Below are 25,062 nucleotides of genomic sequence, written 5' to 3' on the forward strand. Positions count from 1 at the left end.
TTGTCCCTAACATAAGAGGGACAATCTTTTTTTTTTATTGATGAGCTAATTTTTTAGCAATTTCCTCGTAACTCATCTTACTATTTAGATCATAAGAGCCATCACGAATATATTTTTCATAATCATTTTGCTTTAAATACTTTTCGAAATCGGAAGCGTTTTTGACAATCCCATTCTTTTCAAGATCTTCACTTGCTTTTGAAGAGGGATCACCTTTTGCGATTACGAGTTTGTAGTTTTTTAACTTCGTTTTTCTTCTTTTCTTCTTCAGCTTTTTTTCTGTTCTTCAAGACGCTTGGCTTCGTCTTTATTGTTTTTGTCTAACTCTTGTTTAGCGAGCAATTTTTCGTATTTTGATTTCCAAGTTGCGCTGTTTTCTTCGCTGTTTTTACTCGGTGCCGTTGTTTTCTTAGTTTCTTTAGCTGCATTGGAATCCACAGAAAAGAACTGATTAAAAACGAATAGAACCGCTGCTGAAATAAGCAATCCAAGCGCAATCATACGCAAATTATTTTTCAAAAGGGAATACTCCTTTCTGTCTTATTTTCTCTATTCAAAATGGATTTTAATGTTCCAAATATTCTTCAATAGTTTGTTCAATCTCTTCTTTTGGAAGAGTAACTTGTTCAACGATTTCATCCACAGAAATCCCGCTTGTATAAAGGGTAATTACTTGTTTTTTAAGTAAAGATTTCATTTTTGGACTTACGTTTTCAGCTTCTGTTTCTGCCTCTGCTTCACTATCAGCTTGTTCGACTGGTTCTCTTGATAAGTTCATAGCTTTTTCAAGTAGAGAGACCCGCTTTTTAAGCTCATAATTTTCATGCATCAACTGTGAAGCGACTTCTTCTAATTCTGTTTCAATCTGTTTGCTTTCATCTTTTTGCATAAAAGAAAGAACAAACAGTGCTATTGCAGCAATCAGAAGGATTATGATTACGACTGTCATTATGGAGTAACACCTCTTTTCCCTATTCCTATACTTACATTTATAACATAAAATCTTATCTCTTGGCTATGAATATTACGATTTGTAAAGAAAATAAAAAAGAAAAAGAGCTGTCGAACCTTGCGGAAATATAGGAAAGATGGTATCATTATACAGGTTATAAAATACTCTTTCGCAAAGATTTGGAGGGAAAACAATGCGCGTGAATATTACTTTAGAATGCACCGAATGTGGCGATCGCAACTACATTACGACTAAAAATAAACGTGAAAATCCTGAACGTATTGAACTAAAAAAATATTGTCCAAGATTACGTCGTGTGACTTTGCACCGCGAAACGAAATAAGCAGCAGACTCTCCTGTTGCTTTTTCTTTTTAAGGAGGTTTCAGAAAAATGGAGAAAAACAAGCTTAGAAAAAAGACACTGGCACTGCTCGCGTCGCTTGATAAAGCTGAGCATGACGAAAAGTCGTCCAAACTAGCTGAGCTTCTTTTTGAAACTGAAGAATGGAAGCGCGCTCATTTCGTTGGCGTTACTTTGGCCCGCTATCCTGAAATTGGAACAGAAGCCATTATACGGAGAGCTTGGCAAAGTGATAAAACAGTGGCGATACCTGAGACGATTTATCCTGGTCATAAAATGCAATTTCGTGAGTATAAAAAAGGAGATCAGTTGATTAAGAAAAAATTTGATCTTTTTGAGCCGAGCGAAGAGGCCAAACTAGTTCCAAAAAATCAGTTGTCTTTGCTGATTGTTCCTGGAGTAGTTTTTAATTCTGCAGGGTACCGAATTGGCTTTGGTGGGGGCTTTTATGATCGATATTTGACAGATTTTCTTGGGGATACTATTTCCTTAGCTTTCTACGAGCAAGTCAATGAAGAACTTGTTATAGAAGATCATGATATTCCCGTCCAAAAAGTCTTAGTTGTTTGATGAATAGAGATTGTGATAAATTTTCATAAAAACAGGCCCCGTTATTTACAACGCCTGTTTTTTTGCGTATAGTAGTAAATATAATCAGCAATTTAGATAGAAAGCAGGGAATTGTTTGAGTCTCCAAGAAAATTATATTTTCTGGCGATTGACTAATTACTTTTTAGAGCAGGAAAATTATCGTTTGATTCATCTGCACGAAGAAAAGCATGAATTGTGGTTAGAAAATCCCAGTCAAAAAAAAACGCCCAGTAATACGCATTCAAATCCGTGAAATGGGATGGACGAGTGTTGTTGAACGGGATATGAATCATACATTTAATGTAGCTGAAAATTTACGGAAGCAAATAGGCGCTCCGTTTCTTCAAGTTGCAAATATTTATATTACTCCGTTTGCTCCAGTTGGGGAGGAAACGTTATTTAATGAACAAACTAAAAATAAGAATGGAAAAATTAGCATTCAAAACTTACTTGTTTCATCTGAACGCCTTCAAACAGATTTCAACACACTTGAAGAGCAGCTTGCAATTCCAAAAGAAACGTTTCTGGCTGAATCAGATATAACAGAGGAACAAGTCGTGAATGAACGGCAAAATGTTATTACGTATATCACAAAAAAAAGTTAATGATGAAGAACAGAAAACAAGAAAATCGAAACCGTATGTCACTTATGGCTTCATTTTACTGCAAGCATTATACTTTATTTGGGTGTTTTTGAAAGACAGTTCTTTGAATACTTATACACTTGTAGAGTGGGGAGCAAAATTCAACCCACTTATTTATGAAGGAGAGTGGTGGCGTTTTATTTCACCAATTTTTCTTCATGCAGGACTCATGCATATTGCAGCGAACTGTTTAATGATTTATATTGTTGGACCATGGGCAGAACGGTTATATGGAAAAGTTCGCTATGCTTTCATTCTTATTTTAGGTGGAATTGCTGGAAATATTGCAAGTTTTGCGCTGAACAATAGCGTATCAGTGGGGTCAAGCACAGCTGTTTTTGCACTTTTTGGTTGTTTACTTTTATCTCGTTGTTTTAAAACCACATTTATATGCGAAAACAATAGGAGTGAATATTGCTGTTCTTGTTGCTATAAATCTTGTACTCGATTTATTTATGCCAAGTGTTGATTTAGCAGGTCACGTTGGCGGGCTTGTTGGAGGCTTCTTTTTAGCAGGTGCTTTTTCCGTTCCGCATCAATACTTTAATCTACGTCGAATACTATATGGTGCAGCTATGCTTCTTTTAACGGCTCTTTTTCTGTACATGGGATTTGACCGTGCGGATGAGCCAACTGATCCAGCAACTGCCAATGGAATTGCGCAGTACTATTTAAAACAAAATAAGCAAGAAGAAGCGGATAAGCTTTTCCGCTACTTAGAAAAGAGTCGCAGCGCTGATGAATACTCGTACACGCTTATGGCTGGTCAAGCACTCGAAAAAAAAAGAATTTAATATAGCAAAAGAAAAGGCGAAAAGAAGCTATTCGCGTGAATAATCAATTGCCACAGCCGCATTATATACTTGCAATTTGTTATTTACAAGATGGAAACCGGAAAGAGGCATTAAAGCAAGCGGAGATTGCAAAAAATCTTTCGCCTGAAAAGGTTTATGAGGATTTATTTCACGGACTACAGCAAAATAATCAAAAGAAACCAGAGGGATCGCTATGAATTCAGTGTACGATGTCCAACAGTTACTTAAAAAATATGGGATTTTTGTCTATCTAGGAAAACGCGAATATGATATTGAAATGATGGAACATGAACTTACAGGGTTGTTTAAACATCAACTATTGGATAGAGAAATATATGCAAGGGCTCGAAGTATTTTAAAGCAAGAATTGATCAAAGAAAAAAAAGAAAAACAGCTGCCTTTGAGCAGTAAAAAGGAGCAAGTCGCAAATGGAAAAGAAATTGATTGGCGTTGATCTTGGTGGAACAACAGCAAAAATTGCGGTTTTAACAAAAGATGGTGAAATTGAAGAGAAGTGGAGCATCCGCACGAACACAGAAGATAAGGGATCTCATATTGTTCGTGAGATTGGAGACAGCGTCAACCAAAAGTTAACTGAACTGCAAATGGATAACAGTGAATTTTACGGAATTGGCGTTGGAACGCCTGGGACAGTGAACTATGAAACTGGAACAGTAAAAGGAGCCTATAATTTAAATTGGGTTGAAGAACAAAATGTCTCAGAAGAACTAGAACGACTTACCGGACTTTCTATTCAGCTTGACAACGATGCCAATGTTGCAGCGCTTGGTGAACGCTGGAAAGGCGCTGGTGAAGGTGGAGCAAATGTTGTTTTTGTCACGCTTGGTACAGGCGTTGGTGGTGGAATTTTCGCAGAAGGAAAGATTCTTCACGGGGTTAGAGGAGCAGCTGGCGAAATTGGCCACGTGACTGTTGTTCCAGAAAATGGATATCCATGTACTTGTGGAAAAACGGGATGTCTTGAGACGGTAGCTTCTGCTACTGGCATTGTGCGTGTCGCAAAAGATCTTGCTAAAACATATAAAGGTGATTCAAAGCTTGTTCGTTTAATTCAAAAGGATTCTAAAATCAGTTCAAAATTAATTTTTGATTATGAGAAAGATGGCGATCCGTTTGCAAAGGTAGTGGTGGACCGGATTTCATTTTATTTAGCCTTAGCACTTAGTCATATTGGAAACATGCTAAACCCTGAGAAGATCATTATTGGTGGGGGCGTTTCGGCTGCTGGGGATGCTTTGCTCCAGCCGGTTAAAACTTATTTTGAAACAATGGTATTTCCAACGGTACTAGAATCTACAAAATTGTCTATTGCAACACGAGGAAACGATGCAGGCGTTATCGGTGCAGCATGGCTTGCGCTTCCAAAAGACGAAGAAACAAGTCTTTAATTTTTTGTCCAAGCTTCTATTCTATTGGGTTTGATTCACTTCAAAAAGGGTAATTGGTAGAAATGAATACAATCAGAATGGAGGAAAAAGATGAAAAGGAAAACATTTTGGTTGCTGTTTATTTCGCTATTAGGCATTCTTTTCATCTTTTCCGGATGCAAGCAGGATGATAACAGTTCTGGTAAAGAACAAAAAGACAATAAAGATAATAAGGAAGAAACGAAAACAATTAAACCGATTGATGCAGAAAAAAATGGTTTTATCCGTGCTGTAGGTTGGCTGTCGAATGATACGGTTTTAATTCAAAAACAAAGTGCAAAAAAGACGATGCTGATTAAATATCACCTTTTTACTGGTGAAAATGATGTGTTGTTTGAAACAACAGATATTATTTCGGAAATCAAAATAAGTCCTGACCGTCAATACTTTTTCATTTACGGCGTTTCGATAGAAAATAAGGTCGCTTTAACGATTTATAACAGTGAGTCTGGCCAAAAAATCAAAAGTCATGCCATGCAGCCTTTGGCAGCCAATTTTCACTGGAATCCGGATTCACCAGAAAAAATTATGGTTATTGTTTATGAACAGAATTTTTCTTATTCAGCTTATGTTTATGATTTTCTAAAGGATAATTATCAGGCGGTTTCGCTTCCCTCAGCCCTTGTTTCTTGGTATGGCGATAATTTATATTTAGCCAATCAAAAAAGTGATCAAAGTGAGCTTGGGAATTTATATCTGCAGAATATTCATTCGGAATCAGAAAAAGATTTAATTGCAGCAAATATCTTTGAATTTGCAACTAACCGTAACCTCTTATTAACAATTGAAGAGGGGGGGCTGATGAGGAAGTTACTTATAACTTTCGCTCCAGTGGCTTTCAGTCAATTTCAAAGTATGAAATGCCACGTGAATATGATAAACTGGGCACTTTTATCCCATATTTTGACTTGAATTTTTCAAGAAAGCAATTTGTGAGTTTTGAGCCATACGAAAGTCGTGAAATCGGTCCTGTGCAAGGTGAATATAAATTAGTTCGAATTGATCCGAATACTGGAAAGAAACATACAATTCTCGAGTTGCTGGACAATCAGCCGCTTTTAAGTTCGCCGGATGGTAATTATTTGTTGTATGGTTATCAGTATGAAAAAATAATTAGTCTTTCGAAAAAAGAAGTAGAGGATTTTATAAAGAAAGACGATCAAACCTATTAAAAAGATATCTCACTTGAATTGAGCTCATTACTAGCTATTCAAGGGAGGTTTCTTTTTTTTATTTTAGACCGGTAGTAATCTTGCCAACTCTTTTCAAATGTTATTTGTCTTTCAAAAAGAATGGTCACAGTCGTCACTGTCATTAAAGTTAAGGAAAGTAAGCAAAGTGTAACCAGTAAAGTAAAGCCGTTTTTATTCATCTTTCTGATCTCCTTGAAGCGGGATTTTAGTTTGAAAAAGATGATGAGCTTTAGACACTGCGGTTATTTCCAAATAATTAGCTGATGCTTTAGTTTGGAAAGCTTCAATTTCTGTTAAAATGGGTTCATGTCCCCGGCCTTCAACTTGCTTACGAATAATGGATTGGTATTTTGAATAGCAAACTTCTTTTGTATCTTTAATAAAACAAAAACCATCCGGCGTGACAGAGGAAATTGGATAATTTTTGCGTTCTTCTTCAAGCTGTTTTAGAAAAATGTGCCATTCAGTTGATGTTGCCACTTCGCTTGCTTGAATAATTTTTTGTTCTACTTGAAGGGCGAGTGGTAGAAGCGAGAAAATTGAAGTAACCGCTAAAAGGGATAAAAGTGCTTCGATTAAAGTAAAGCCATTTTCTATAACTTGACTAGAAGGGGAGACAAATTTGTTGACGCTTTGTTTTTCCACAAACAACCCAACCTCCTTTAGCAACTTTTATTTCTATTTCTTCATTTGCTGAATGAACTTTTTCTGGGTGATTGGAAAAAAGTTTCACTTCATCATACATTCTTTGATAGAGCATTGTTGTTTCACGTTCGCTATCTAATCGCTGAATTAAATTCCATAAAAAGGGAAATAAAACGGTGCAAATTAAGAGTAGTGTGCTGAGAGAGAGGAGGCTTTCGATGAGTGAGAAACCATTAATTTTCTTCAATGTGAAATCGTCCTTTCCCGATTTGAAATTTAAGATTATAGGATCGCTTTTTTCCGTTCCACTTGACTGTGCGAAATCGATTGATATTTCCTGTTTGGGGGAGAAATTTAAAAGTTTCTTCTTTTTCAATACGTATGCTTTTTGGATAGTGCTCGATTAATTCTCGCTTGTTTATTCTTTGAATCACGAGTTGGTCTTGCTTGAAGTGAAGTTCAACGGGCTCATTAAGTTGAAGTAATGCTTCGGATTGAGCAAGGTAAATATCTGCTGTTAAAATTTGAAAGAACTGTTTTTCTTCGATTTTCCTGAGTGTGCTAAGTGAAAGAGGGACTGAAAGATTAACTAGCAAAAGAAAAATGGCGAGCACGAGAAGCATTTCTGCAAGTGTAAAACCATTCTTCTTTATTCGACTATTTTTCATGGACATTTCCGCTACTATCGATAGTTACTGAGTTTCCATTTGGACATTTTTTTTTGTTTGTTTGAGAGAAATCCTTTACTTAAAAGATCATTAAAAGAAGGCACGTTATGATATTCGAGTTCATAAGCTTGTACTTGTGTTTCCACCATTGAAATAAAAGCACTACAGCCCTTGTCATTGATCGACTTGCTTTGCTTTGTGAGGTTCGGAATAATTAAAAGAAGCAAAACACTCACAACAAGCAGAACTACAAGCATTTCAACTAAAGTAAAGCCACGCTCATCTCGCCAGTTTATTTTCATTATAGATACACTCCTTATTAAATTTGATCGACCATGTTAAACATTGGAAAGAGAATTGATAAATAGATCGAAATGATCAAAATACCGATAACTAAAAAAGCAAATGGCTGAATGTATCCGAATAACTTCTCCGTTTTGGCAATGGATTTTTGATAGCAAAGTTCGTAATAAAATAGTAGTTCATCTGCAATGGTAGCGTTTTGTTCACCGTGTTGGATGATGGCGATGAGTTCTGATTCAAAAAGTTTTAATTTAGAAACAGAAGTCGCAAAAGGAAGCCCCTTTTCAATGCTTGTAACTAACCTTTTCCCGATTTCTTGAAAAAAGGAAGGGGCGTCTGGACTTACAAAAAGAGTTAGTGTTTTTTGAACGGATAAGCCGCTTTTTAATAAATAACCACATTCTCTAGCAAAAAGTTGCGAATAGTGGATTCGTATGAAGCTTGAAAAAATCGGAATCCGAGCAAAAGCTTTAGCACGTTCAAATGCGGTTTGCCGCTTGCTTCTTCTCATAACAAAAAGGGCAGTAAGGAAAATCAACATGACAAGGGAAAATAAAATTAACGGAAGCTGTTTAAGCAAGAAAAAGACAAAAGTTGTGGAGAGATTCTTTTGATCGCTAATTTGGCTAAACAATAAATCAAACTTTGGCAATAGAAAAACACGTAATAAGAAAAAAACTACGATGACAGTTACAAAGAGAATCAAGGGATACTGAAAAGTCTTTTTAAGTGTCTTTTCTTGTTCTGCTCTTTTTCTTAAAAGTTTTCCACATTCTGCAAGTGTTTTTGTGAAATAACCGTGCTCAGCTGCATAATAAATAGGAGCAAATATAAAATTAGGAAATCCTGCTTGTTTCAACGCTTCTTGAAATGAATTTCCTTCTTGTAAATGATGGAGTACGGTTGAATACCGTTTGGCTTGTTTGGGACTAGAGATAGTAAGGTATGAAATCGCAGTTTCAATAGAAAAGCCTTGTTCGAGTAGTGTGGCGATCCGTGCCAAAAAATCTCCGTCTTGCTCAAGTTGTCGCTGATTAAAAAAAGCCATAATATTTTCCTTTCTGAATTTGTTTTTCAATACTGTGGCCATCTACGCAATTTTTATCTAAAAAAAAGTGAATGGATTGTCTCTTTTCGAGTGGCTTGTTCATAAAGGACGGTTCGTTTTTCCTTTAGGTGCGTGCAAAATAGAGAGCACGTTCCATAGCATAGCGGACAGTATAGAGGTTTAAGAACTTGGTGACTGATTCCAAGTAAAGCTTGAGTGAGATAGCTTTCTGGAAGACCAAATTCTTGGAGTCGTGTCAAAATACCAGCTAAGCTATCTGCGTGAACCGTACTCAAAACAAGATGTCCAGTTAAGGCAGCTCGAAGCACAATTGCAGCGGTTTCTTGATCGCGAATTTCGCCTACAATGAGAATATCTGGGTCATGACGTAAAACAGCGCGAATCAATTCGCTATAAGTGAGACCAGCTTTTTCATTAACAGCAATTTGCAAAAAATTTCCGTTTAAATGCTCAACTGGGTCTTCAATTGTGACGATACTTTGTAACTTTTCAGCTAAAAATAATTCAGCTAGACCATACATAGAAGAAGACTTTCCGCTTCCAGTGCTCCCAGAAAATAAAAAAAGTCCTGTCTTATTATGGCAGCATTTTAAAATTTGGCTTGACTCGTTCGAAAAAATAGAGGACTTTAGAAATGGAATAAAGTGATTGAACCGAAAAAGGCGGATGACTAGTCCTTCGTTAGCATTGACGTGAGGGAGCGTTGAAACGCGTAGAGCTATTTTTTCATCTCCGACTTGGCTTTCAAAGCTTCCAGACTGTGGTAATCGCTTTTCTCCGATATCAAGACCGGATTGAAATTTTAGGAATAAGATCAGTTTCTCAGTTTCACTGTTATTTAAAACTTTGAAGGGATAAAGTTCCCCAGAAATGCGCAAGCGGATAAGTGACCCTGTTTGAGCAGGATGAATATGAATATCACTTGAGTTTAAATAAAGTGCTTGTTGAAGTAGGTTTGCTAAAATTTGTTTTGGCAAGATTTATCTCACCTCCTTGCTTTCTTGTTCGCCAAGTTTAATCCAATCCCTCTTTTAGCAAAATCAGAAAAAACACAGTGTATTTTCTAAGTTCATGAGGAATAAGAATTTTTTAATATTTATTTAGTACGATTTCTTAAGAAAATCCTAGAAAAAAATTTTTTTTGTTCGTAAAAAAGATTGTGAAAAAATAAACAATACGGACGTTTTGTAAAAAATAATAAAGTTAAGCCTTTTCATTACGAACATTAAAGAAGATGATTTGTGATATATCCGTAAAAACTTATCATTTGCCGAACAATCTGTGTCATGGTAAGCTAGAGAAAAGGAAAGGGTACATAGAAAAAAGCGGTTGAATGTAAACGGAGAGACTGTTTGAACAGCGCCGACGGGGAAAGCATAGACTATGTGAAACTCTCAGGCAAAAGGATGTTTACAGGACGCAACTCTGGAGTGGAATTTGCGACAGGGCTTATTGTTGGTAAGCCTTTTTCCTATGCACAAATTCAAGAGGAGGTTTTCATGTTGACAGAGCTTTTAAAAACACCGCTTCACCCGCTTTACGCGAAATACGGAGCAAAAACAATTGATTTTGGGGGATGGGACTTGCCCGTTCAGTTTTCAGGGATTAAAGAGGAGCATGAAGCAGTTCGAACACATGCTGGCGTTTTTGATGTTTCACACATGGGGGAAATCTTAGTAGAAGGTAAAGAAAGTACTGAATATCTTGATAAAGTGCTTACTAACAACGTTTCGAAGCTAAAAGCTGGACGTGCACAATATAATATTGTTTGCTACGAAACGGGGGGCACAGTGGATGATTTAGTAGCTTATAAATTTTCAGATGAAAAATATTTGCTTGTCGTAAACGCTGCAAATACTGAGAAAGATTTTAACTGGTTAAAAGATCATGTAACAGAAGATGTGAAAGTTTCCAATGTTTCTAGTGAGTACGGACAGCTGGCTGTTCAAGGTCCTGAAGCTGAAAAATTGCTAGCAACACTTACAGATACAGATTTATCTGCCATCCCATTTTTTGGGTTTAAAGAAAATGTGCAAGTAGCTGGGAAATCGGCACTTGTTTCACGTACTGGTTATACAGGGGAAGATGGATTTGAAATTTATACAAAAGCCCAGGATGTGGCAGATGTTTTCGAAGCACTTCTTCAAGCAGGAGTAAAACCGATTGGGCTGGGTGCACGTGATACACTTCGTTTTGAAGCAAATTTTGCACTTTATGGTCAAGAACTTTCGAAAGATATCACGCCGCTAGAAGCAGGTCTTAACTTTGCGGTGAAATTGAAAAAAGAAGCTGACTTTATTGGAAAAGAAGCACTAATTAAACAAAAAGAAGAAGGCATTCCGCGTAAAGTAGTCGGCATCGAAATGATCGATCGCGGCATTCCGCGTACCGGGTATGAAGTTTTTGTGGATGGTCGCGAAATTGGAGAAGTTACATCGGGGACGCAGTCACCCACTCTTGGTAAAAACCTTGGGCTTGTACTTGTGAAAACAGAATTTGCGAATGTGGGACAAGTCGTTGAAGTTGAGGTTAGAAATAAAAAGCTTCAAGCAAAAGTTGTTGAAACACCATTTTACAAACGTGAGAACTAGGGAGTAGTTATGCAATGAAAAGGAGGAAGGAAAATGGCGAAATTTCGTTATTTACCAATGACAGAGCAAGATAAAAAAGAGATGCTTCAGGCCATTGGTGCAGATTCAATTGAAGATTTGTTTGCAGACATTCCAGAAAAAGTGCGGTTTAAAAGAGAATATGATCTTAAACCACCGCTATCTGAGCCGAATTTATTAAAAGAACTCAGTCGGTTAGCTGCAAAAAATGTTAATACGCAGGATGCTGCTTCATTCTTAGGCGCAGGAACCTATTCGCATTACATCCCAACGATTGTCGACCATGTGATTTCACGTTCAGAATTTTATACGGCTTATACGCCTTACCAACCTGAAATTTCACAAGGGGAACTTCAAGCTATTTTCGAGTTTCAAACATTAATTGCTGAATTAACAGGCATGGATCTTGCCAATTCTTCGATGTATGATGGTGCGACGTCGCTTGCAGAAGGGGCAATGCTTGCTGCGGGACACACGAAACGCAAGAAAATTTTAGTTTCTGAAACGGTCCACCCGGAATCTATCAATGTATTAAAAACCTATGCCAAGGGGCACCATGTTGAAGTGAAGTTGATTCCAGAAAAAGAAGGGCTAACAGATTTAGAAGCTCTTCAAAAAGAAATGAATGATGACGTAGCAGGTGTGGTTGTTCAGTATCCTAATTTCTTTGGTCAAGTAGAAGATCTTGCTGCGATCGAACCGATTGTGCATGAACAGAAAGGCTTGTTGATTGTTTCAAGCAATCCGCTTGCACTTGGCATTTTGACACCACCTGGCGAGTTTGGTGCAGATATTGTTGCTGGGGACACACAAGTTTTCGGCATTTCCGAATCGTTTGGCGGTCCGCATTGCGGCTATTTTGCAGTCACGACAAAACTGATGCGTAAAGTTCCAGGACGGTTAGTTGGGGAAACGGTTGATGAAAACGGAAAACGAGGTTTCGTATTGACGCTTCAAGCACGGGAGCAGCATATTAGACGTGATAAAGCCACCTCGAACATTTGCTCCAACCAAGCGTTAAATGCACTGGCATCTTCTGTTGCCATGGTAGCACTTGGACAAAATGGATTGCCAGAAATGGCTAAACAAAACGTTGACAAAGCTCATTATGCAAGAAAACGATTCGAAGATGCTGGCTTTGAAGTATTGTTTAGCGAAGCGTTTTTTAACGAGTTTGTCGTGAAGTTAGATAATCCGGTTTCAGAAGTTAACGAAGCGCTTTTAAAACATGAAATTATTGGTGGCTATGACCTTTCGATGTACTATCCAAAGTATCAAAATCATATGTTAGTTGCCGTCACTGAAATGCGCAGTAAAGAAGAAATTGATCAATTTGTGGAAACGCTAGTTAACAGTCTGGAGGGAGTCAAATGAGTGAAATAATGCCTTTAGTTTTCGAACGTTCAGTTCCTGGTAGAGTCGGATTTAGCTTACCTGAACAAGACGTGCCTGAAACAGATCTAAGTCAGATTTTCGATAAAAAAATGATTCGTTCGAAAAAAGCAGACTTACCTGAACTAAGCGAGCTTGAAATTATGCGTCACTATACAGAACTATCTAACCATAATTTTGGTGTGGATTCTGGCTTTTATCCACTGGGTTCTTGTACAATGAAGTACAATCCGAAAATGAATGAAAAAGTGGCTCGCTTCCCGGGCTTTGCAAATGTTCATCCTTATCAACCTGAAAGCTCGGTGCAAGGGGCAATGGAGCTGATGTATGACTTGCAGGAAAGCCTCGTTGAAATCACTGGTATGGATGAAGTGACGCTTCAACCGGCTGCAGGAGCTCAAGGGGAATGGACTGGATTGATGCTAATTCGAGCTTTCCATGAAGCGAATAATGACGATAAACGTACAAAAGTGATTATTCCGGATTCCGCCCACGGAACAAACCCTGCATCTGCAACAGTAGCGGGTTTCGAAGTTGTGACGGTAAAATCAAATGACAAGGGGCTTGTCGATGTTGAAGATTTGCGAAGTGTTGTAGGAGAGGATACGGCTGCTTTGATGCTAACCAATCCAAATACGCTTGGTTTGTTTGAAAAAGATATTGTTGAAATTGCTGAAATCATCCATGATGCTGGTGGGAAGCTTTACTATGATGGGGCCAATTTGAATGCAGTTATGTCGAAGGCACGTCCCGGAGATATGGGCTTTGATGTCGTGCATTTAAACTTACACAAAACGTTTACAGGTCCGCATGGTGGCGGTGGGCCAGGTTCAGGTCCGATTGGAATCAAAAAAGATTTGATTCCTTATTTACCAACACCTGTTTTGAAAAAACAAGATGATCGCTATGTATTTGATTATAATTACCCGGAATCAATCGGACGCGTAAAACCGTTTTATGGAAACTTCGGGATCAATGTTCGGGCGTATACGTATATCCGGACAATGGGCGCTGAGGGATTGAAAAAAGTGACGGAGTATGCCGTTTTAAATGCTAATTACATGATGCGTCGTTTAGAAGAAGCATTTGATTTACCTTATGGTCAAATTTGCAAACATGAGTTTGTCTTAAGCGGCAATCGGCAAAAGAAACTTGGCGTGAGAACAACCGATATCGCCAAGCGCTTACTTGACCATAATTTCCATCCGCCAACGGTTTACTTCCCATTAATTGTTGATGAAGCGATGATGATTGAGCCGACTGAAACAGAATCGAAGGAAACTTTAGATAAGTTTATTGATACGATGCTTGAAATTGCACGGGAAGCAGAAGAAGATCCTGAACTTGTGCAAGAAGCTCCACATAATACTTATGTGAAGCGGCTAGATGAAACACAAGCAGCAAGAAAACCTGTTTTGCGTTACGAGCACGAAAGCTAATAAAAAAAGCCCGAAAGCGATGTTTGCTTTCGGGCTTTTTTTATTCTTCAATGATAATTCCAAGAATAGTTGATAGGCTGAGCGCTTGTTCACGATTTACTTTTAGCCCCTTTAATGCAGGGACAGTTGCTGTTATTTTATTAAAAGTGGAATCTGTAAAATCGAGTCCTAGTAAAGAGGTATTGGCGAATAGACATTCATCAAGATTGCAACGCGTGAACATAAATTGTTTGAATTCTGTACCATCAAACTCAGCACCACTTAGGTCACAGTCGGTAAAGGCGACTGACTTGAAACGACTAAAATTAAAACCAGCCAAGTTCAGTCGGCAGTTTTGAAATGTAACATTTTGGAACACTGTTTCAGAAAAGTCAATGCCTGTCAGTTTACAGTCGGAAAAAGTGACACGGTGGACAGAGCTCGAATAAAGAGTAAGGTTTGATAAATCACTTTTCTCAAAAGAAACATCGCTTAGTTCAATTCGTGGATAGAAACGATTTTCAAAATAAGTGTTTTGAAAACGAGAATGGTCAATCATGTAATGCTCCTCTTCTGCAAGAGGGAAGGCGCCTGAAAAGGCAATTTGGCTAAAAAAAAGGGTCATCATAAGTGAGGAGAGATTGTTCCGTCAATAATTCTGGAATTTTTGGTGCTGTAATTTTCATGGCAAATTTCCTCCTAGAAATAAATAAGTCGTCCCTTTTTTTGAGGGTACGACTTATTAAAAATTATTTGGCCTTTGTTTTTCCAGTCCATTTACTATAGCCACGCTTTAACTGGTAAATGTCTCTGTAGCCACGTTTGTAGAGCATGATTGCTGCACGATTGCTGCGCTGAGCAGATTGGCAGTACAAATAAATTGGCTGATCTTTTCGAATTTCTGACGTACGCTGTTTAAGCTGCGTAACAGGGATATTACGCGCGCCAAGGATATGACCACCGTCAAATTCATTCGGTTCACGAACATCAATCAGTTGCGCTTTACGATACCCGTTTTTAAATTCTTCTTCTGTCAATACCGTACGCGCTTTTTTACGCATTACAAATTGATAAACTTCATAAATGAATAAAATCAGCAAGATCGCGATTGCTAAAATCCAACTACCCAAATTCTAAACTCCTTTCCTAAAAAAAGCATCATAACTATTATACCTTATTTTTTGCCACCATCAATGACTTTGAAGGAAGATTTTTTCTTTTTTTTTAGCTGGTTTGGACTTTGCTTCTCGAATCGCTTTAGATTGCTTTACAGCTCGCTTGTAAGCGGAATCTGTTTCTTTACGCTCTGTTCCTCGGTTGATAAAATAAAACAAAGTGGCAAAAATACCTGCAGAAAGTATTAACCAAAACAAAGTGGTCCATTTTCCAGTCAAAAGACCAACTACACATAAAAGCAAGATTATGACAAGAACGGCGAGTGAACTTTTTTTCATCTTCATCTCATTCCGCCAGTTCCAAGTCGGAAACGTCATTTTGAACCGGTACGCCTTCTTTTTCGACGCGAAGTAATTCGCTAAATGAAGCGATAGCAACTTCAACTTGATCGTCTGCAGGTTCTTTTGTTGTGAGGAGTTGAAGCCAGAGTCCAGGATAGCCAAGAAAGCGCAAGACCGGGATATTTCGACATTTATTGGTGAGCTGCAAGACTTCAAAAGATACCCCGAGAACTACAGGGATAAGCAAGATCCGATCTAGAATTCGTAACCAAAGTGGATCGGTTGGAACTAAGAAGTAGATAAACATACCAACTACGACTGTGAACAAAATAAAACTGCTACCACAACGATAATGAAGGCGTGACTGTTTCTGGACATTTTCTACGGTTAGTGGAAGCCTGTTTTCAAAGCAGTTAATCACTTTATGCTCGGAACCGTGATACTGGAAAACGCGTTTGATAATAGGGGTTTGCGAAACTGCAAAAATATAACCTAATAATAAAAGAAGCTTAAAAAAACTTTCTAGTAAAACTTGTCCGGTGTTACTCGGAACGAGAAAACGGAAAAACTGGGCTAGAAACACAGGGATGAGCGTCATAATAAATTTGGCGAAAATAAATGAAAGGACCCCAATGACAGCAACGCCTAACCACATAGCAAGTTTGGATTCTTTCTTTACGACTTGCTGATTTTCTGCTGGATCATTTGGATCCTCTTCATAGCGATCTGTTGCAAAGGTTAAATGTTTCGACCCAATTGCACTTGATTCGACTAAAGCAACGATACCGCGAAGAAAGGGGATCCGTTTTAATTTCATTACCCAAAGTGGGCTATTTTTTTCAAGATAAAAATAATCAAATGAACCGTCTATTCGTCTTATGGCAGTGACCGTTTGTTTTTTGCCGCCAAACATGACGCCTTCAACAACGGCTTGACCACCATAAATCGGTTTTGGAGTTTGTTTCATGTATTCACCAGCCTTCAAGAATTCTAAAGTATTATTATAGCACTTTCTATTTTGACAAGCTAGAAACGGAGCGGGTTTCGGCGCAAAATCATATTACCAAGCGAATTTTTATGCTACAATAACAGAAGAATGAGAAAGCTAGGGAGGAAAGAAAATGGATAAACTGTCGAAAATTCAAGGTTCACTTCAAAAGGCGAATTACCAAGCGGTTCTTGTAACGAGCGAATATAATCGTCGCTATGTGTCTGGATTCACTGGCACGAGTGGAGTCGCACTTCTTTTACCAGATAAGGCTTATTTTATTACAGATTTTAGATATACAGAACAAGCTGCGAAACAAGCGGTTGGTTATGAAATTGTCAAACATACGGGGCCTATTTTTGAAACGGTGAATGAGCTCCTTAAGAAAAATGGAGTAACAACGCTTCACTTTGAAGAAAGCTATGTGACGGTTGCAGAGTTTAAATCAATGCAACAAACTTTTCAAGCAGAACTTGCACCCATTCAAGGCTTTTTCGAAACGATGCGTGAAGTGAAAACAGAAGCTGAGATGAGGGAAATCCGCACGGCTTGTGAAATCGCGGATGCAGCGTTTAGCCATATTATTAAATTTATGAAAGTTGGCATGAAAGAAATTGAAGTTTCCAATGAATTGGAATTTTTCATGAGACGAAATGGAGCCACTTCTTCTTCTTTCGATACAATCGTTGCAAGTGGACTTCGTTCGGCGCTTCCACATGGAGTGGCTTCAGATAAAGTAATCGAAGAAGGCGACTTTGTAACGATGGATTATGGCTGCTACTATAATGGGTACTGTTCGGATATGACGCGTACGGTAGCAATGGGAGAACCGGATTCTAAACTTAAAGAAATCTATCAAATCACACTGGATGCACAGTTGAAAGTTATTGAAGCTTTAAAACCAGGGATTACTGGGATTGAAGCGGATAAAATTGCACGGGATCACATTGCTTCATATGGGTACGGGGAAGCGTTTGGACACTCACTTGGACACGGGATTGGTCTTGAAATTCATGAAGGACCGAACCTTTCGATGAAAAGTGAAAAAGCGCTTGTCCCTGGAAATGTAGTCACTGATGAACCTGGGATTTATTTGCCTGAAATTGGTGGCGTTCGGATCGAAGACGATCTTTTGATTACGGAAACAGGAAACGAAGTTCTTATTCACTCGCCTAAGGAACTAATTATCTTATAAAGTTTTCTTTGTAAGTTTAACGGTTTTATGGTTAAATAAGATAGGATATAGTTTACGAAACTTGGATTCCAAGATCTTGGCTTATTAACAGGAGGAAAAAAGATGATTTCAGTAAATGATTTTAAAACGGGGCTTACGATCGAAGTCGATGGCGGTATTTGGCGCGTTATGGACTTTCAACACGTAAAACCAGGTAAGGGCGCTGCGTTTGTTCGCTCGAAACTCCGCAATCTTCGTACTGGAGCAATTCAAGAAAAAACCATTTCGTGGTGGCGAGAAAGTCGGAAAAGCGCAAATCGATAACCGTAAAATGCAATATTTATACGCAGATGGTGATAATCATGTTTTCATGGATAATGAAAATTATGAACAAATTGAATTGCCAAGTTCGCAAATTGAATATGAACTTAAATTTTTGAAAGAAAATATGGAAATCAACGTGATTATGTATCAAGGTGAAACAATTGGCGTAGATCTTCCAAACACAGTTGAGCTAAAAGTTGTAGAAACAGAACCAGGTATTAAAGGAGACACTTCTTCTGGGGGTTCAAAACCAGCTACACTTGAAACTGGTCTTGTTGTGCAAGTGCCGTTCTTCGTAAATGAAGGAGACATGCTTGTGATCAATACGACAGAAGGAACTTACGTTTCCCGAGCTTGATTTTTCCTTGAGCACTTGCTTTTTTGCAAGTGCTTTTTTGATGAAATTCAGGCGGAGTAATACTTTTTCAACATGAAATATGATACAATGTTGATGGTATTATATAATCTATATAGAGGATTAAGGAGTGTAGAATGAAATGCTATCATTTGATGAAATTAAACAGCTGATTCAGCTGATTGATGAGTCCAATTTGGATGAGCTTAAACTAGAAGTTGACGATACAAAAATTCATTTACAAAAAAAATAGCGGGGCAGTAGCTGTTATTCCGCAAAAACAAAGTCCTGTTGCTGTTCCAGCAATAGAAACAGCAAGTCCTGTTAGTGAAGCAGCAAGCCCTGCACAATCAAGTGCAGCAGAAAAAGTAACTGAAGAGGACCTTGAAGTGATCACTTCCCCAATGGTCGGGACTTTCTATGCGGCTGGTAGCCCAGATGATGCACCTTATGTGCAAGTGGGTTCTAAAGTTTCAGCAAGTACGGTTGTCTGCGTTGTAGAGGCGATGAAACTTTTCAATGATATTACAGCAGATGTAAGCGGAGAAATTGCAGAAATTCTTGTTTCAAACGGAGAGTTAGTTGAATATGGTCAACCGCTCTTTAAAGTAAGAAAACAGTAAGGAGTTCTTCGATATGATTAAAAAAGTTTTAGTGGCAAACCGTGGTGAAATCGCTGTTCGAATTATCCGCGCGGCAAAAGAACTCGGAATCGAAACGGTAGCGATTTATTCAGAACCGGATCGCGATGCTTTACATAGTCAGCTTGCGGATGAAGCTTACTGCGTTGGGCCCGCGGCGTCTAAAGATAGTTACTTAAATATGTCGAATATTATTAGTGTCGCTGTTTTAACGAATTGTGATGCTATTCATCCCGGTTATGGTTTCTTAGCTGAAAATGCAGATTTTGCAGATCTTTGTTCGGATTGTAATATTACTTTTATCGGTCCAAGTGCGGAAGCCATTTCGCAGATGGGAACAAAAGATGTTGCGCGGGAAACAATGCGTAAAGCTGGAGTCCCTGTTGTTCCAGGATCACATGGAATCGTTTCGGATGCCGAAGAAGGCAAGAAAATCGCCTCAAAAATCGGCTATCCAGTGATCATTAAAGCAACAGCAGGCGGCGGCGGGAAAGGCATTCGGATTGCAGAAGATGAAGAAAAGTTAGTCAGTGGCATTCAAACTACACAACAAGAAGCGGAAGCAGCATTTGGAGATCCAGGTGTTTATATCGAAAAATATATCGAAGATTTCCGCCATGTTGAAATCCAAGTGATGGCAGATAATCACGGGAATGTTATCCATTTAGGTGAACGAGACTGCTCGATACAGCGACGCTTGCAAAAGCTTATTGAAGAAAGCCCGTCTCCTGCTCTTGACGAAAAAATGCGTCAGAAAATGGGGAAAGCGGCAGTGAAAGCGGCGAAAGCAGTGCGCTACTCAGGAGCTGGAACGATTGAGTTTATTTACGAACCTAAACAAAAATCGTTTTACTTTATGGAAATGAATACCCGAATTCAAGTGGAGCATCCGGTAACAGAACTTGTTACAGGGGTAGATCTTGTGAAAGAACAATTTCTTGTGGCTTCTGGGGAAGAGCTTTCTGTTAAGCAACAGGACATTAAGATGAATGGCTGGGCGATGGAATGTCGAATTAATGCTGAAAATCCTGCACGGAATTTCATGCCTGCTCCAGGCGAAATCACTTTTTATTTGCCACCAGGTGGAAATGGCGTTCGAATTGATTCAGCGGCTTATCCGAACTACAAGATACCGCCTTTCTATGATTCGATGATCGCAAAATTGATTTGCCATGCGGATACTCGGGAAGAAGTGATTGCTAAAATGGAACGGGCTTTAAGCGAATTTGCAATTGATGGGATTCCATCAACGATTCCTTTCCATTTAAATGTTTTAGAAACAGACGCATTCCGTTCAGGAGACTTTAATACGAAGTTTCTTGAACAACATGACGTTATGAATAAAAGCGAGGAGGAATAATCATGGCCTATACAAGAGATCTTAGAAAAGGGCAAGATGAACCCCTTGGTAAAATTGAAATCGCTCCAGAGGTTATTGGAGTTATTGCTGGACTTGCTGCAAGTGAAGTCGAACAAGTCGCTTCCATGCAGGGTGGATTTGCTACTGAAATGCGTGAGCGTTTTGGTGGAGCGGTGAATTATCGTAAGGGCGTAAAAATTGATCTCGTAGACGATGGTATTTTGGTTGATCTCTATTGTACGGTTTTGTTTGGTGCAAGTATTCCGCTTGTAGCTGAAAATGTCCAAGATGCTGTTCGCAGTGCGATCTTTAATATGACAGGGCTTAATGTTCTTGAAGTTAATGTTCATGTTGTAGGCGTTCAGTTTGAAAAGACGGAACCGTTTTCTCTCGATGATTTAACCTTCTAAGCAAGTTTTGAAAGAGAAAAGGAGTACGAAAATGAAAAGAAGAGAAGCACGCGAACGCGCACTTCAAGCTTTGTTTCAGATGGAGCTAAATGAAATGACTGCTGAACAAGCCATTGAAAACATCATGGATGGGGAAGAAGAGGCTTATGTTGAGAAGTTAGTTTTTGGAGTGACCGAGCATAAACAAGCGCTCGATGAAAAAATTACGGCACATTTGGATAATTGGAAGTTAGATCGCTTGAATAAAGTCGATTTGTCGATTTTGCGAGTGGGCGCATTTGAAATGTTGTTTTTAGACGATGTACCCGATCGCGTGAGTTTAAATGAATCAATTGAAATTGCTAAGGTGTATAGCGACGAAAAAGCTAGCAAGTTTATTAATGGTGTACTGGCAAATATTGCGAAAAACGATTAATGGTTTGACTGTAAGCGAGGGAAGCGAGAGAAAGTGAAGGAGAAATTCTTCCTTCTTTTGCGTGTCTTCGTCTTACTTCATCATAAGTTTTTAAGGGGGCAATTTGAAATGGCACAAGTAATTGACGGAAAGAAATTAGCAAAAGAGATTCAGGAAAGCGTAACAAAAGAAGTAAGCGAACTCGTTAAAAAAGGAAAGCAACCCGGTCTTGCGGTTGTGCTTGTTGGTGATAATCAGGCATCCCGTACATATGTTAGAAATAAGCAAAAACGGACAGAAGAAGCTGGAATGAAGTCCGTTTTAATCGAGCTACCAGAAGAGGTTAGTGAAGCAGAATTGCTTCAGCAAGTGGAAGATTTAAATCAAGATGATTCGATTCACGGGATCCTCGTACAACTACCACTCCCAAAACATATTTCAGAAGATAAAGTCATCGATGCAATCAGCCAAGAAAAAGATGTTGATGGTTTCCATCCTTTAAATGTTGGAAATTTGTTTATTGGAAAAGAAACGCTCGTTCCTTGTACACCAGCAGGGATCATTGAGTTAATTAAATCAACGGGCGAATCAATCGAAGGTAAACGCGCAGTTGTGATCGGTAGAAGTAATATTGTTGGAAAGCCTGTGGCTCAACTTTTACTTCAAGAAAATGCGACTGTTACGATTGCGCATAGTCGAACAAAAGACTTGCCGGCAGTTGCGAGCGAAGCTGATATTTTAGTTGTTGCGACTGGACGGGCAAAATTTGTTAAAAAGAATTTTGTGAAACCTGGTGCGATTGTGATTGATGTTGGAATGGATCGCGATGAAAATAACAAGCTTTGCGGTGATGTGGATTATGAAGATGTATTTGAACAAGCTGGATTTATTACACCTGTTCCAGGTGGAGTTGGTCCGATGACGATTACGATGCTTCTAAAAAATACACTAACCGCTGCAAAAAAAATTATTTGCCAAACAAGGCTAGACGGAAGTGATGATTTTGCAAGAAAAGTACTTAACAGTTGAGGCACTAACCAAATATATTGAGCGTAAGTTTGAAGCGGATCCATACTTAAAACAAGTTTTTGTTAAGGGAGAAATTTCAAATTTAAAAATGCCAGCAAGTGGTCATCTTTATTTTACATTGAAAGATGAAGCCGCGATGATTCGTGTCGTGATGTTTGCAAAATCTGTCCAAAAATTGAACTTTAAGCCTGAAGATGGCATGAATATTCTTTTAACTGGACGAATTTCTGTCTTTACTAAAGCAGGAAGGTATCAATTTTATGCTGAAGGTATGGAGCCTGATGGAATCGGCGCTCTTTATGTGCAATTTGAACAGTTAAAAGCGAAATTGGAAAAGGAAGGACTTTTTGATGCGGGGCATAAAAAAGTGCTTCCTTCTTTCCCTTCTAAAATTGCTGTTGTTACGAGTCGGACAGGTGCGGCTGTTCGGGATATCCTTACAACGATTCACAGACGAATGCCATGCGTTGAAGTCCTTGTTTACCCGACGCTTGTACAAGGGGAAGGCTCAGCTCAGAAAGTGGCGCAAAATATCGCGAGAATCAATCAGCGTAATGATATTGATTTGATGATTATTGGCCGTGGTGGTGGCTCACTCGAAGAGTTGTGGGCGTTTAATGAAGAAGTGGTAGTTCGCTCTGTTTACGACTCTGATGTTCCGGTTATTTCAGCCGTGGGGCATGAAACAGACTTCTCCCTTTCAGATTTTGCGGCCGATGTGAGGGCGGCAACTCCAACGGCGGCGGCTGAACTTGCTGTACCGCATGCAGCAGACTTATTAGAAAGGCTAAGTGAGCGGAAATATCGACTCACTCATTCGCTTAATTTAATATTTGAACGTAGACAAGCTGATCTCCTTGCTCTGAAAGAAAAGCTTCAGTTTTACGGGCCTAGACGCTTACTTGAAAATCAAATAGAGCGTCTCGATTTTGACCGTTTAAAGCTAGAACAAGCGATGAAGCAACAACTTGAACGCAAACAGTTTCAATTTGAACGAGTAAGTGGGAGACTAAAAAGTCACTCGCCGGTTTATGAGCTAAGAAAAAGCGAGCAAACGCTAAATGAACTTACAAGACGGCTCCAAACGGCAGCGGCTGTCACTGTTAAGGATAAGCGGCATCAGTTTGTGAGACAAATAGAAGCGCTTGAATATTTAAACCCATTATCTTTGCTTAAAAGAGGATTTGGACTTACTTATAAGGAAAATACGCTCGTTAAGCATATTGATGAAATTGAGTTAGGTGACGAGGTTTCTGTTCGAATATATGGCGGGAAATTTCAAGCAAATGTAACGGCAAAGGAGGAAATGGAAATTGGCAACGAAAAAGGAGCAGACATTTGAAGAAGCCTTAAAAGAGCTAGAAGAAATTGTTGTAGCGCTTGAAAGTGGAACTGCAACGCTCGAAGAATCACTCAATATGTATCAGCGTGGTATTGAATTATCGAAGCTTTGTGAAACAAAACTGAAAACGGCGGAAGATAAAATGGCTAAAGTTGTTGATGAAGAAGGAAACGAGGCGCCTTTAGATGTGGAAGGGGAATGAACTAGTTGGAGTTTCAAGAATTTCAAAAGCATTACAAATGGCTAACTGAAAAGCGCTTAGAAGAAGCTGTCGATTCACATATTGAGCCCCATTTAAAGGAAGCGATGCTCTATTCTTTGATGGCTGGAGGAAAACGAATTCGTCCACTTTTAGTTTTTGCGACGGTAGAAGCGCTTGGAAAAGACGCAGAACTTGCGCTTCCTGCTGCTAGTGCACTGGAAATGATTCACACATATAGCTTGATTCACGACGATTTGCCGGCAATGGACAATGATGATTTGCGACGGGGCAAGCCAACAAGTCATAAAGTTTTTGGTGAGGCGACAGCAATTCTAACGGGTGATGCTCTTTTGACGCTTGCTTTTTCAGAGATCGCAAATGCAACTGAGCTAGACGAAGTTAAACGGCTAAAAATCATTCAGGATCTGGCGAAGCAAGCCGGTGCACTTGGCATGGTCGGGGGACAACAAGCAGATATTTTAGGCGAGAAACAAGAGCTTTCCCTTGAACAGTTAGCATCCATTCATAGCCGGAAGACGGGGGCGCTTCTTTGTTCGGCAGTTTTTGCAGGAAGTATCGTGGGAGACGCAACGGAAAATGAGCGCATTAAATTGCAGGAGTTTGCTCGAAATATCGGGATTGCTTTTCAAATTTGTGACGATATTTTAGATGTTACAGGAGAAACTGATGTGTTAGGTAAGGAAGCTGGAACGGATGTATTACTCGAAAAAAAGTACCTATCCAAGTTTACTTACGTTAGAAGGTGCGAAAGAAGCACTAGAAGAACGTTACTTAGCAGCAGTTGAAGCCCTTTCAGGTTTTGATTCTCGGAAAACTAGACTGCTTGAAATTGCAAATTGGATTGTAAGGCGCAACTATTGATGTTTGATTCAGTCGAGTCATTTGCTTTTCTGGATAAAGCATGTTATTCTTAAATGGCATTATTTTTGTGGGTAAAGATTCGATAGTTGAAACAACTTTTCCGTCTCGTGCCTTAAGCAAGAATAGTACAAATAAAGTGTGCACTGAGCACGAGGAGGAAATTTAAGATGGAACAAGGTACAGTTAAATGGTTTAACGCAGAAAAAGGATTTGGATTTATCGAACGTGAAGGTGGAGATGATGTATTCGTACATTTCACTGCTATTCAAGGCGACGGATTCAAAACTCTTGAAGAAGGTCAAGCAGTGACTTTCGATATCGAAGAAGGTTCGCGTGGACCACAAGCAGCGAACGTTAACAAAGCGTAAGTTTAATCGTATAATTTGAAAGACAATC

24 protein-coding genes, 8 pseudogenes and 1 riboswitch are annotated in these 25,062 nt (G+C 38.9%); of the genes and pseudogenes, 20 read left to right on the plus strand and 12 right to left on the minus strand.

What is annotated here, in order from left to right; genetic code table 11:
• Nucleotides 1-34: 34 nt before the first annotated feature.
• Nucleotides 35-519, minus strand: a pseudogene (locus tag MAQA_RS16420) (endolytic transglycosylase MltG).
• 46 nt (nucleotides 520-565) lie between these two features.
• Nucleotides 566-949, minus strand: coding sequence for a hypothetical protein (locus MAQA_RS09045; protein WP_036073297.1), 384 nt, complete (start codon nucleotides 947-949; stop codon nucleotides 566-568).
• Nucleotides 950-1,145: 196 nt separating this feature from the next.
• Between MAQA_RS09045 and rpmG the strand changes: the two genes are divergently transcribed.
• The 6 genes and pseudogenes from rpmG to MAQA_RS16425 all read left to right on the plus strand — a co-directional run bounded on the left by rpmG (nucleotide 1,146) and on the right by MAQA_RS16425 (nucleotide 5,983).
• Nucleotides 1,146-1,295, plus strand: a complete 150-nt coding sequence (gene rpmG / locus MAQA_RS09050; protein WP_003719608.1) for a 50S ribosomal protein L33 — start codon at nucleotides 1,146-1,148, stop codon at nucleotides 1,293-1,295.
• Nucleotides 1,296-1,343: 48 nt separating this feature from the next.
• Nucleotides 1,344-1,883: a 5-formyltetrahydrofolate cyclo-ligase gene (locus MAQA_RS09055; protein ID WP_036073300.1), complete on the plus strand. Its 540-nt coding sequence runs from the start codon at nucleotides 1,344-1,346 to the stop codon at nucleotides 1,881-1,883.
• Nucleotides 1,884-1,998: 115 nt separating this feature from the next.
• Nucleotides 1,999-3,560, plus strand: a pseudogene (locus tag MAQA_RS09060) (rhomboid family intramembrane serine protease).
• Nucleotides 3,557-3,817 (plus strand): YqgQ family protein, encoded by a 261-nt coding sequence (locus MAQA_RS09065; protein WP_052008552.1) that lies wholly within the window; start codon nucleotides 3,557-3,559, stop codon nucleotides 3,815-3,817. The pseudogene MAQA_RS09060 and the gene MAQA_RS09065 overlap by 4 nt, the downstream one beginning before the upstream one ends.
• Entirely contained in the window at nucleotides 3,792-4,772 is a 981-nt protein-coding gene (locus MAQA_RS09070) for an ROK family glucokinase (RefSeq protein ID WP_036073303.1), read from the plus strand. The genes MAQA_RS09065 and MAQA_RS09070 overlap by 26 nt, the downstream gene beginning before the upstream one ends.
• 327 nt (nucleotides 4,773-5,099) lie before the next feature.
• Nucleotides 5,100-5,983, plus strand: a pseudogene (locus MAQA_RS16425) (YqgU-like beta propeller domain-containing protein).
• A gap of 192 nt (nucleotides 5,984-6,175) precedes the next feature.
• Here the strand turns inward: MAQA_RS16425 and comGF are convergent.
• The 6 genes and pseudogenes from comGF to comGA form a co-directional block, all read right to left on the minus strand.
• Entirely contained in the window at nucleotides 6,176-6,649 is a 474-nt protein-coding gene (gene comGF, locus MAQA_RS09080; RefSeq protein ID WP_036073305.1) for a competence type IV pilus minor pilin ComGF, read from the minus strand.
• Nucleotides 6,609-6,896 (minus strand): hypothetical protein, encoded by a 288-nt coding sequence (locus MAQA_RS14570; protein ID WP_036073308.1) that lies wholly within the window; start codon nucleotides 6,894-6,896, stop codon nucleotides 6,609-6,611. Before MAQA_RS14570 ends, comGF begins: the two co-directional genes overlap by 41 nt.
• On the minus strand, nucleotides 6,883-7,317 hold the full coding sequence (gene comGD / locus MAQA_RS09090; protein WP_052008555.1) for a competence type IV pilus minor pilin ComGD: 435 nt from the start codon (nucleotides 7,315-7,317) through the stop codon (nucleotides 6,883-6,885). Before comGD ends, MAQA_RS14570 begins: the two co-directional genes overlap by 14 nt.
• A pseudogene (comGC, locus tag MAQA_RS09095) lies at nucleotides 7,307-7,619 on the minus strand (competence type IV pilus major pilin ComGC). The gene comGD and the pseudogene comGC overlap by 11 nt, the downstream one beginning before the upstream one ends.
• 17 nt (nucleotides 7,620-7,636) lie before the next feature.
• Nucleotides 7,637-8,668 carry a competence type IV pilus assembly protein ComGB gene (gene comGB / locus MAQA_RS09100; RefSeq protein ID WP_036073313.1) on the minus strand — a complete coding sequence of 344 codons (1,032 nt, stop codon included), beginning with the start codon at nucleotides 8,666-8,668 and terminating at the stop codon, nucleotides 7,637-7,639.
• A pseudogene (comGA, locus tag MAQA_RS09105) lies at nucleotides 8,655-9,666 on the minus strand (competence type IV pilus ATPase ComGA). The gene comGB and the pseudogene comGA overlap by 14 nt, the downstream one beginning before the upstream one ends.
• 352 nt (nucleotides 9,667-10,018) lie before the next feature.
• Nucleotides 10,019-10,109, plus strand: a riboswitch (glycine riboswitch).
• A gap of 82 nt (nucleotides 10,110-10,191) precedes the next feature.
• Here comGA and gcvT point away from each other — a divergent pair.
• From gcvT to gcvPB, 3 genes are read left to right on the plus strand one after another with little or no spacing between them, the layout of a single operon-like run.
• Complete coding sequence (gcvT, locus tag MAQA_RS09110; RefSeq protein ID WP_077913604.1) at nucleotides 10,192-11,280, plus strand: glycine cleavage system aminomethyltransferase GcvT; 1,089 nt, start codon at nucleotides 10,192-10,194, stop codon at nucleotides 11,278-11,280.
• A 33-nt stretch (nucleotides 11,281-11,313) separates the two neighbouring features.
• On the plus strand, nucleotides 11,314-12,672 hold the full coding sequence (gene gcvPA, locus MAQA_RS09115; protein ID WP_036073315.1) for an aminomethyl-transferring glycine dehydrogenase subunit GcvPA: 1,359 nt from the start codon (nucleotides 11,314-11,316) through the stop codon (nucleotides 12,670-12,672).
• Nucleotides 12,669-14,129, plus strand: a complete 1,461-nt coding sequence (gene gcvPB / locus MAQA_RS09120) for an aminomethyl-transferring glycine dehydrogenase subunit GcvPB (RefSeq protein ID WP_036073317.1) — start codon at nucleotides 12,669-12,671, stop codon at nucleotides 14,127-14,129. Before gcvPA ends, gcvPB begins: the two co-directional genes overlap by 4 nt.
• 40 nt (nucleotides 14,130-14,169) lie before the next feature.
• On the opposite strand, the gene MAQA_RS09125 is transcribed toward gcvPB, so the two are convergent.
• The 4 genes from MAQA_RS09125 to MAQA_RS09140 all read right to left on the minus strand — a co-directional run bounded on the left by MAQA_RS09125 (nucleotide 14,170) and on the right by MAQA_RS09140 (nucleotide 16,532).
• Nucleotides 14,170-14,667, minus strand: a complete 498-nt coding sequence (locus MAQA_RS09125; RefSeq protein WP_052008556.1) for a pentapeptide repeat-containing protein — start codon at nucleotides 14,665-14,667, stop codon at nucleotides 14,170-14,172.
• A gap of 190 nt (nucleotides 14,668-14,857) precedes the next feature.
• Nucleotides 14,858-15,238 carry a rhodanese-like domain-containing protein gene (locus tag MAQA_RS09130; protein WP_036073321.1) on the minus strand — a complete coding sequence of 127 codons (381 nt, stop codon included), beginning with the start codon at nucleotides 15,236-15,238 and terminating at the stop codon, nucleotides 14,858-14,860.
• Nucleotides 15,239-15,298: 60 nt separating this feature from the next.
• Complete coding sequence (locus MAQA_RS09135; RefSeq protein ID WP_241463178.1) at nucleotides 15,299-15,568, minus strand: hypothetical protein; 270 nt, start codon at nucleotides 15,566-15,568, stop codon at nucleotides 15,299-15,301.
• Nucleotide 15,569: 1 nt separating this feature from the next.
• Nucleotides 15,570-16,532, minus strand: a complete 963-nt coding sequence (locus MAQA_RS09140; protein WP_036073324.1) for a DUF1385 domain-containing protein — start codon at nucleotides 16,530-16,532, stop codon at nucleotides 15,570-15,572.
• Between the two features lie 154 nt (nucleotides 16,533-16,686).
• On the opposite strand from MAQA_RS09140, the gene MAQA_RS09145 reads away from it, so the two are divergent.
• The 11 genes and pseudogenes from MAQA_RS09145 to MAQA_RS09195 all read left to right on the plus strand — a co-directional run bounded on the left by MAQA_RS09145 (nucleotide 16,687) and on the right by MAQA_RS09195 (nucleotide 25,034).
• The gene (locus MAQA_RS09145) at nucleotides 16,687-17,748 is read left to right on the plus strand and encodes a M24 family metallopeptidase (RefSeq protein ID WP_036073326.1); all 1,062 of its coding nucleotides are present in this window, start codon (nucleotides 16,687-16,689) and stop codon (nucleotides 17,746-17,748) included.
• Nucleotides 17,749-17,850: 102 nt separating this feature from the next.
• Nucleotides 17,851-18,409, plus strand: a pseudogene (gene efp / locus MAQA_RS09150) (elongation factor P).
• A 139-nt stretch (nucleotides 18,410-18,548) separates the two neighbouring features.
• A pseudogene (gene accB / locus MAQA_RS09155) lies at nucleotides 18,549-19,029 on the plus strand (acetyl-CoA carboxylase biotin carboxyl carrier protein).
• A gap of 13 nt (nucleotides 19,030-19,042) precedes the next feature.
• The gene (gene accC / locus MAQA_RS09160; RefSeq protein WP_036073329.1) at nucleotides 19,043-20,407 is read left to right on the plus strand and encodes an acetyl-CoA carboxylase biotin carboxylase subunit; all 1,365 of its coding nucleotides are present in this window, start codon (nucleotides 19,043-19,045) and stop codon (nucleotides 20,405-20,407) included.
• Nucleotides 20,408-20,409: 2 nt separating this feature from the next.
• Nucleotides 20,410-20,817 carry an Asp23/Gls24 family envelope stress response protein gene (locus tag MAQA_RS09165; protein ID WP_036073331.1) on the plus strand — a complete coding sequence of 136 codons (408 nt, stop codon included), beginning with the start codon at nucleotides 20,410-20,412 and terminating at the stop codon, nucleotides 20,815-20,817.
• Nucleotides 20,818-20,848: 31 nt separating this feature from the next.
• Nucleotides 20,849-21,232: a transcription antitermination factor NusB gene (nusB, locus tag MAQA_RS09170; RefSeq protein ID WP_036073334.1), complete on the plus strand. Its 384-nt coding sequence runs from the start codon at nucleotides 20,849-20,851 to the stop codon at nucleotides 21,230-21,232.
• 108 nt (nucleotides 21,233-21,340) lie between these two features.
• Nucleotides 21,341-22,240: a bifunctional methylenetetrahydrofolate dehydrogenase/methenyltetrahydrofolate cyclohydrolase FolD gene (gene folD, locus MAQA_RS09175; protein WP_036073336.1), complete on the plus strand. Its 900-nt coding sequence runs from the start codon at nucleotides 21,341-21,343 to the stop codon at nucleotides 22,238-22,240.
• Nucleotides 22,212-23,582: an exodeoxyribonuclease VII large subunit gene (gene xseA, locus MAQA_RS09180; protein WP_036073723.1), complete on the plus strand. Its 1,371-nt coding sequence runs from the start codon at nucleotides 22,212-22,214 to the stop codon at nucleotides 23,580-23,582. Before folD ends, xseA begins: the two co-directional genes overlap by 29 nt.
• Entirely contained in the window at nucleotides 23,554-23,784 is a 231-nt protein-coding gene (xseB, locus tag MAQA_RS09185; protein WP_036073338.1) for an exodeoxyribonuclease VII small subunit, read from the plus strand. Before xseA ends, xseB begins: the two co-directional genes overlap by 29 nt.
• Nucleotides 23,785-23,789: 5 nt before the next feature.
• Nucleotides 23,790-24,666, plus strand: a pseudogene (locus tag MAQA_RS09190) (polyprenyl synthetase family protein).
• 167 nt (nucleotides 24,667-24,833) lie between these two features.
• Entirely contained in the window at nucleotides 24,834-25,034 is a 201-nt protein-coding gene (locus tag MAQA_RS09195) for a cold-shock protein (RefSeq protein ID WP_036073340.1), read from the plus strand.
• The last annotated feature ends 28 nt before the right edge of the window (nucleotides 25,035-25,062 follow it).

This window comes from Listeria aquatica FSL S10-1188, from assembly GCF_000525795.1.
Taxonomy (GTDB): domain Bacteria; phylum Bacillota; class Bacilli; order Lactobacillales; family Listeriaceae; genus Listeria; species Listeria aquatica.

Bases quoted from the DNA above. Each gene is read 5' to 3' on its own strand.
- MAQA_RS09195 (WP_036073340.1), top strand. From the start codon at position 24,834: ATGGAACAAGGTACAGTTAAATGGTTTAACGCAGAAAAAGGATTTGGA.
- MAQA_RS09055 (WP_036073300.1), top strand. From the start codon at position 1,344: ATGGAGAAAAACAAGCTTAGAAAAAAGACACTGGCACTGCTCGCGTCG.
- MAQA_RS09145 (WP_036073326.1), top strand. From the start codon at position 16,687: ATGGATAAACTGTCGAAAATTCAAGGTTCACTTCAAAAGGCGAATTAC.
- MAQA_RS09125 (WP_052008556.1), bottom strand. From the start codon at position 14,667: ATGATTGACCATTCTCGTTTTCAAAACACTTATTTTGAAAATCGTTTC.
- folD (WP_036073336.1), top strand. From the start codon at position 21,341: ATGGCACAAGTAATTGACGGAAAGAAATTAGCAAAAGAGATTCAGGAA.
- comGD (WP_052008555.1), bottom strand. From the start codon at position 7,317: ATGAAAAATAGTCGAATAAAGAAGAATGGTTTTACACTTGCAGAAATG.
- MAQA_RS09070 (WP_036073303.1), top strand. From the start codon at position 3,792: ATGGAAAAGAAATTGATTGGCGTTGATCTTGGTGGAACAACAGCAAAA.
- MAQA_RS09065 (WP_052008552.1), top strand. From the start codon at position 3,557: ATGAATTCAGTGTACGATGTCCAACAGTTACTTAAAAAATATGGGATT.
- rpmG (WP_003719608.1), top strand. From the start codon at position 1,146: ATGCGCGTGAATATTACTTTAGAATGCACCGAATGTGGCGATCGCAAC.
- gcvPB (WP_036073317.1), top strand. From the start codon at position 12,669: ATGAGTGAAATAATGCCTTTAGTTTTCGAACGTTCAGTTCCTGGTAGA.
- comGB (WP_036073313.1), bottom strand. From the start codon at position 8,668: ATGGCTTTTTTTAATCAGCGACAACTTGAGCAAGACGGAGATTTTTTG.
- accC (WP_036073329.1), top strand. From the start codon at position 19,043: ATGATTAAAAAAGTTTTAGTGGCAAACCGTGGTGAAATCGCTGTTCGA.
- MAQA_RS09165 (WP_036073331.1), top strand. From the start codon at position 20,410: ATGGCCTATACAAGAGATCTTAGAAAAGGGCAAGATGAACCCCTTGGT.
- MAQA_RS09135 (WP_241463178.1), bottom strand. From the start codon at position 15,568: ATGAAGATGAAAAAAAGTTCACTCGCCGTTCTTGTCATAATCTTGCTT.
- MAQA_RS09045 (WP_036073297.1), bottom strand. From the start codon at position 949: ATGACAGTCGTAATCATAATCCTTCTGATTGCTGCAATAGCACTGTTT.
- MAQA_RS09140 (WP_036073324.1), bottom strand. From the start codon at position 16,532: ATGAAACAAACTCCAAAACCGATTTATGGTGGTCAAGCCGTTGTTGAA.
- nusB (WP_036073334.1), top strand. From the start codon at position 20,849: ATGAAAAGAAGAGAAGCACGCGAACGCGCACTTCAAGCTTTGTTTCAG.
- gcvPA (WP_036073315.1), top strand. From the start codon at position 11,314: ATGGCGAAATTTCGTTATTTACCAATGACAGAGCAAGATAAAAAAGAG.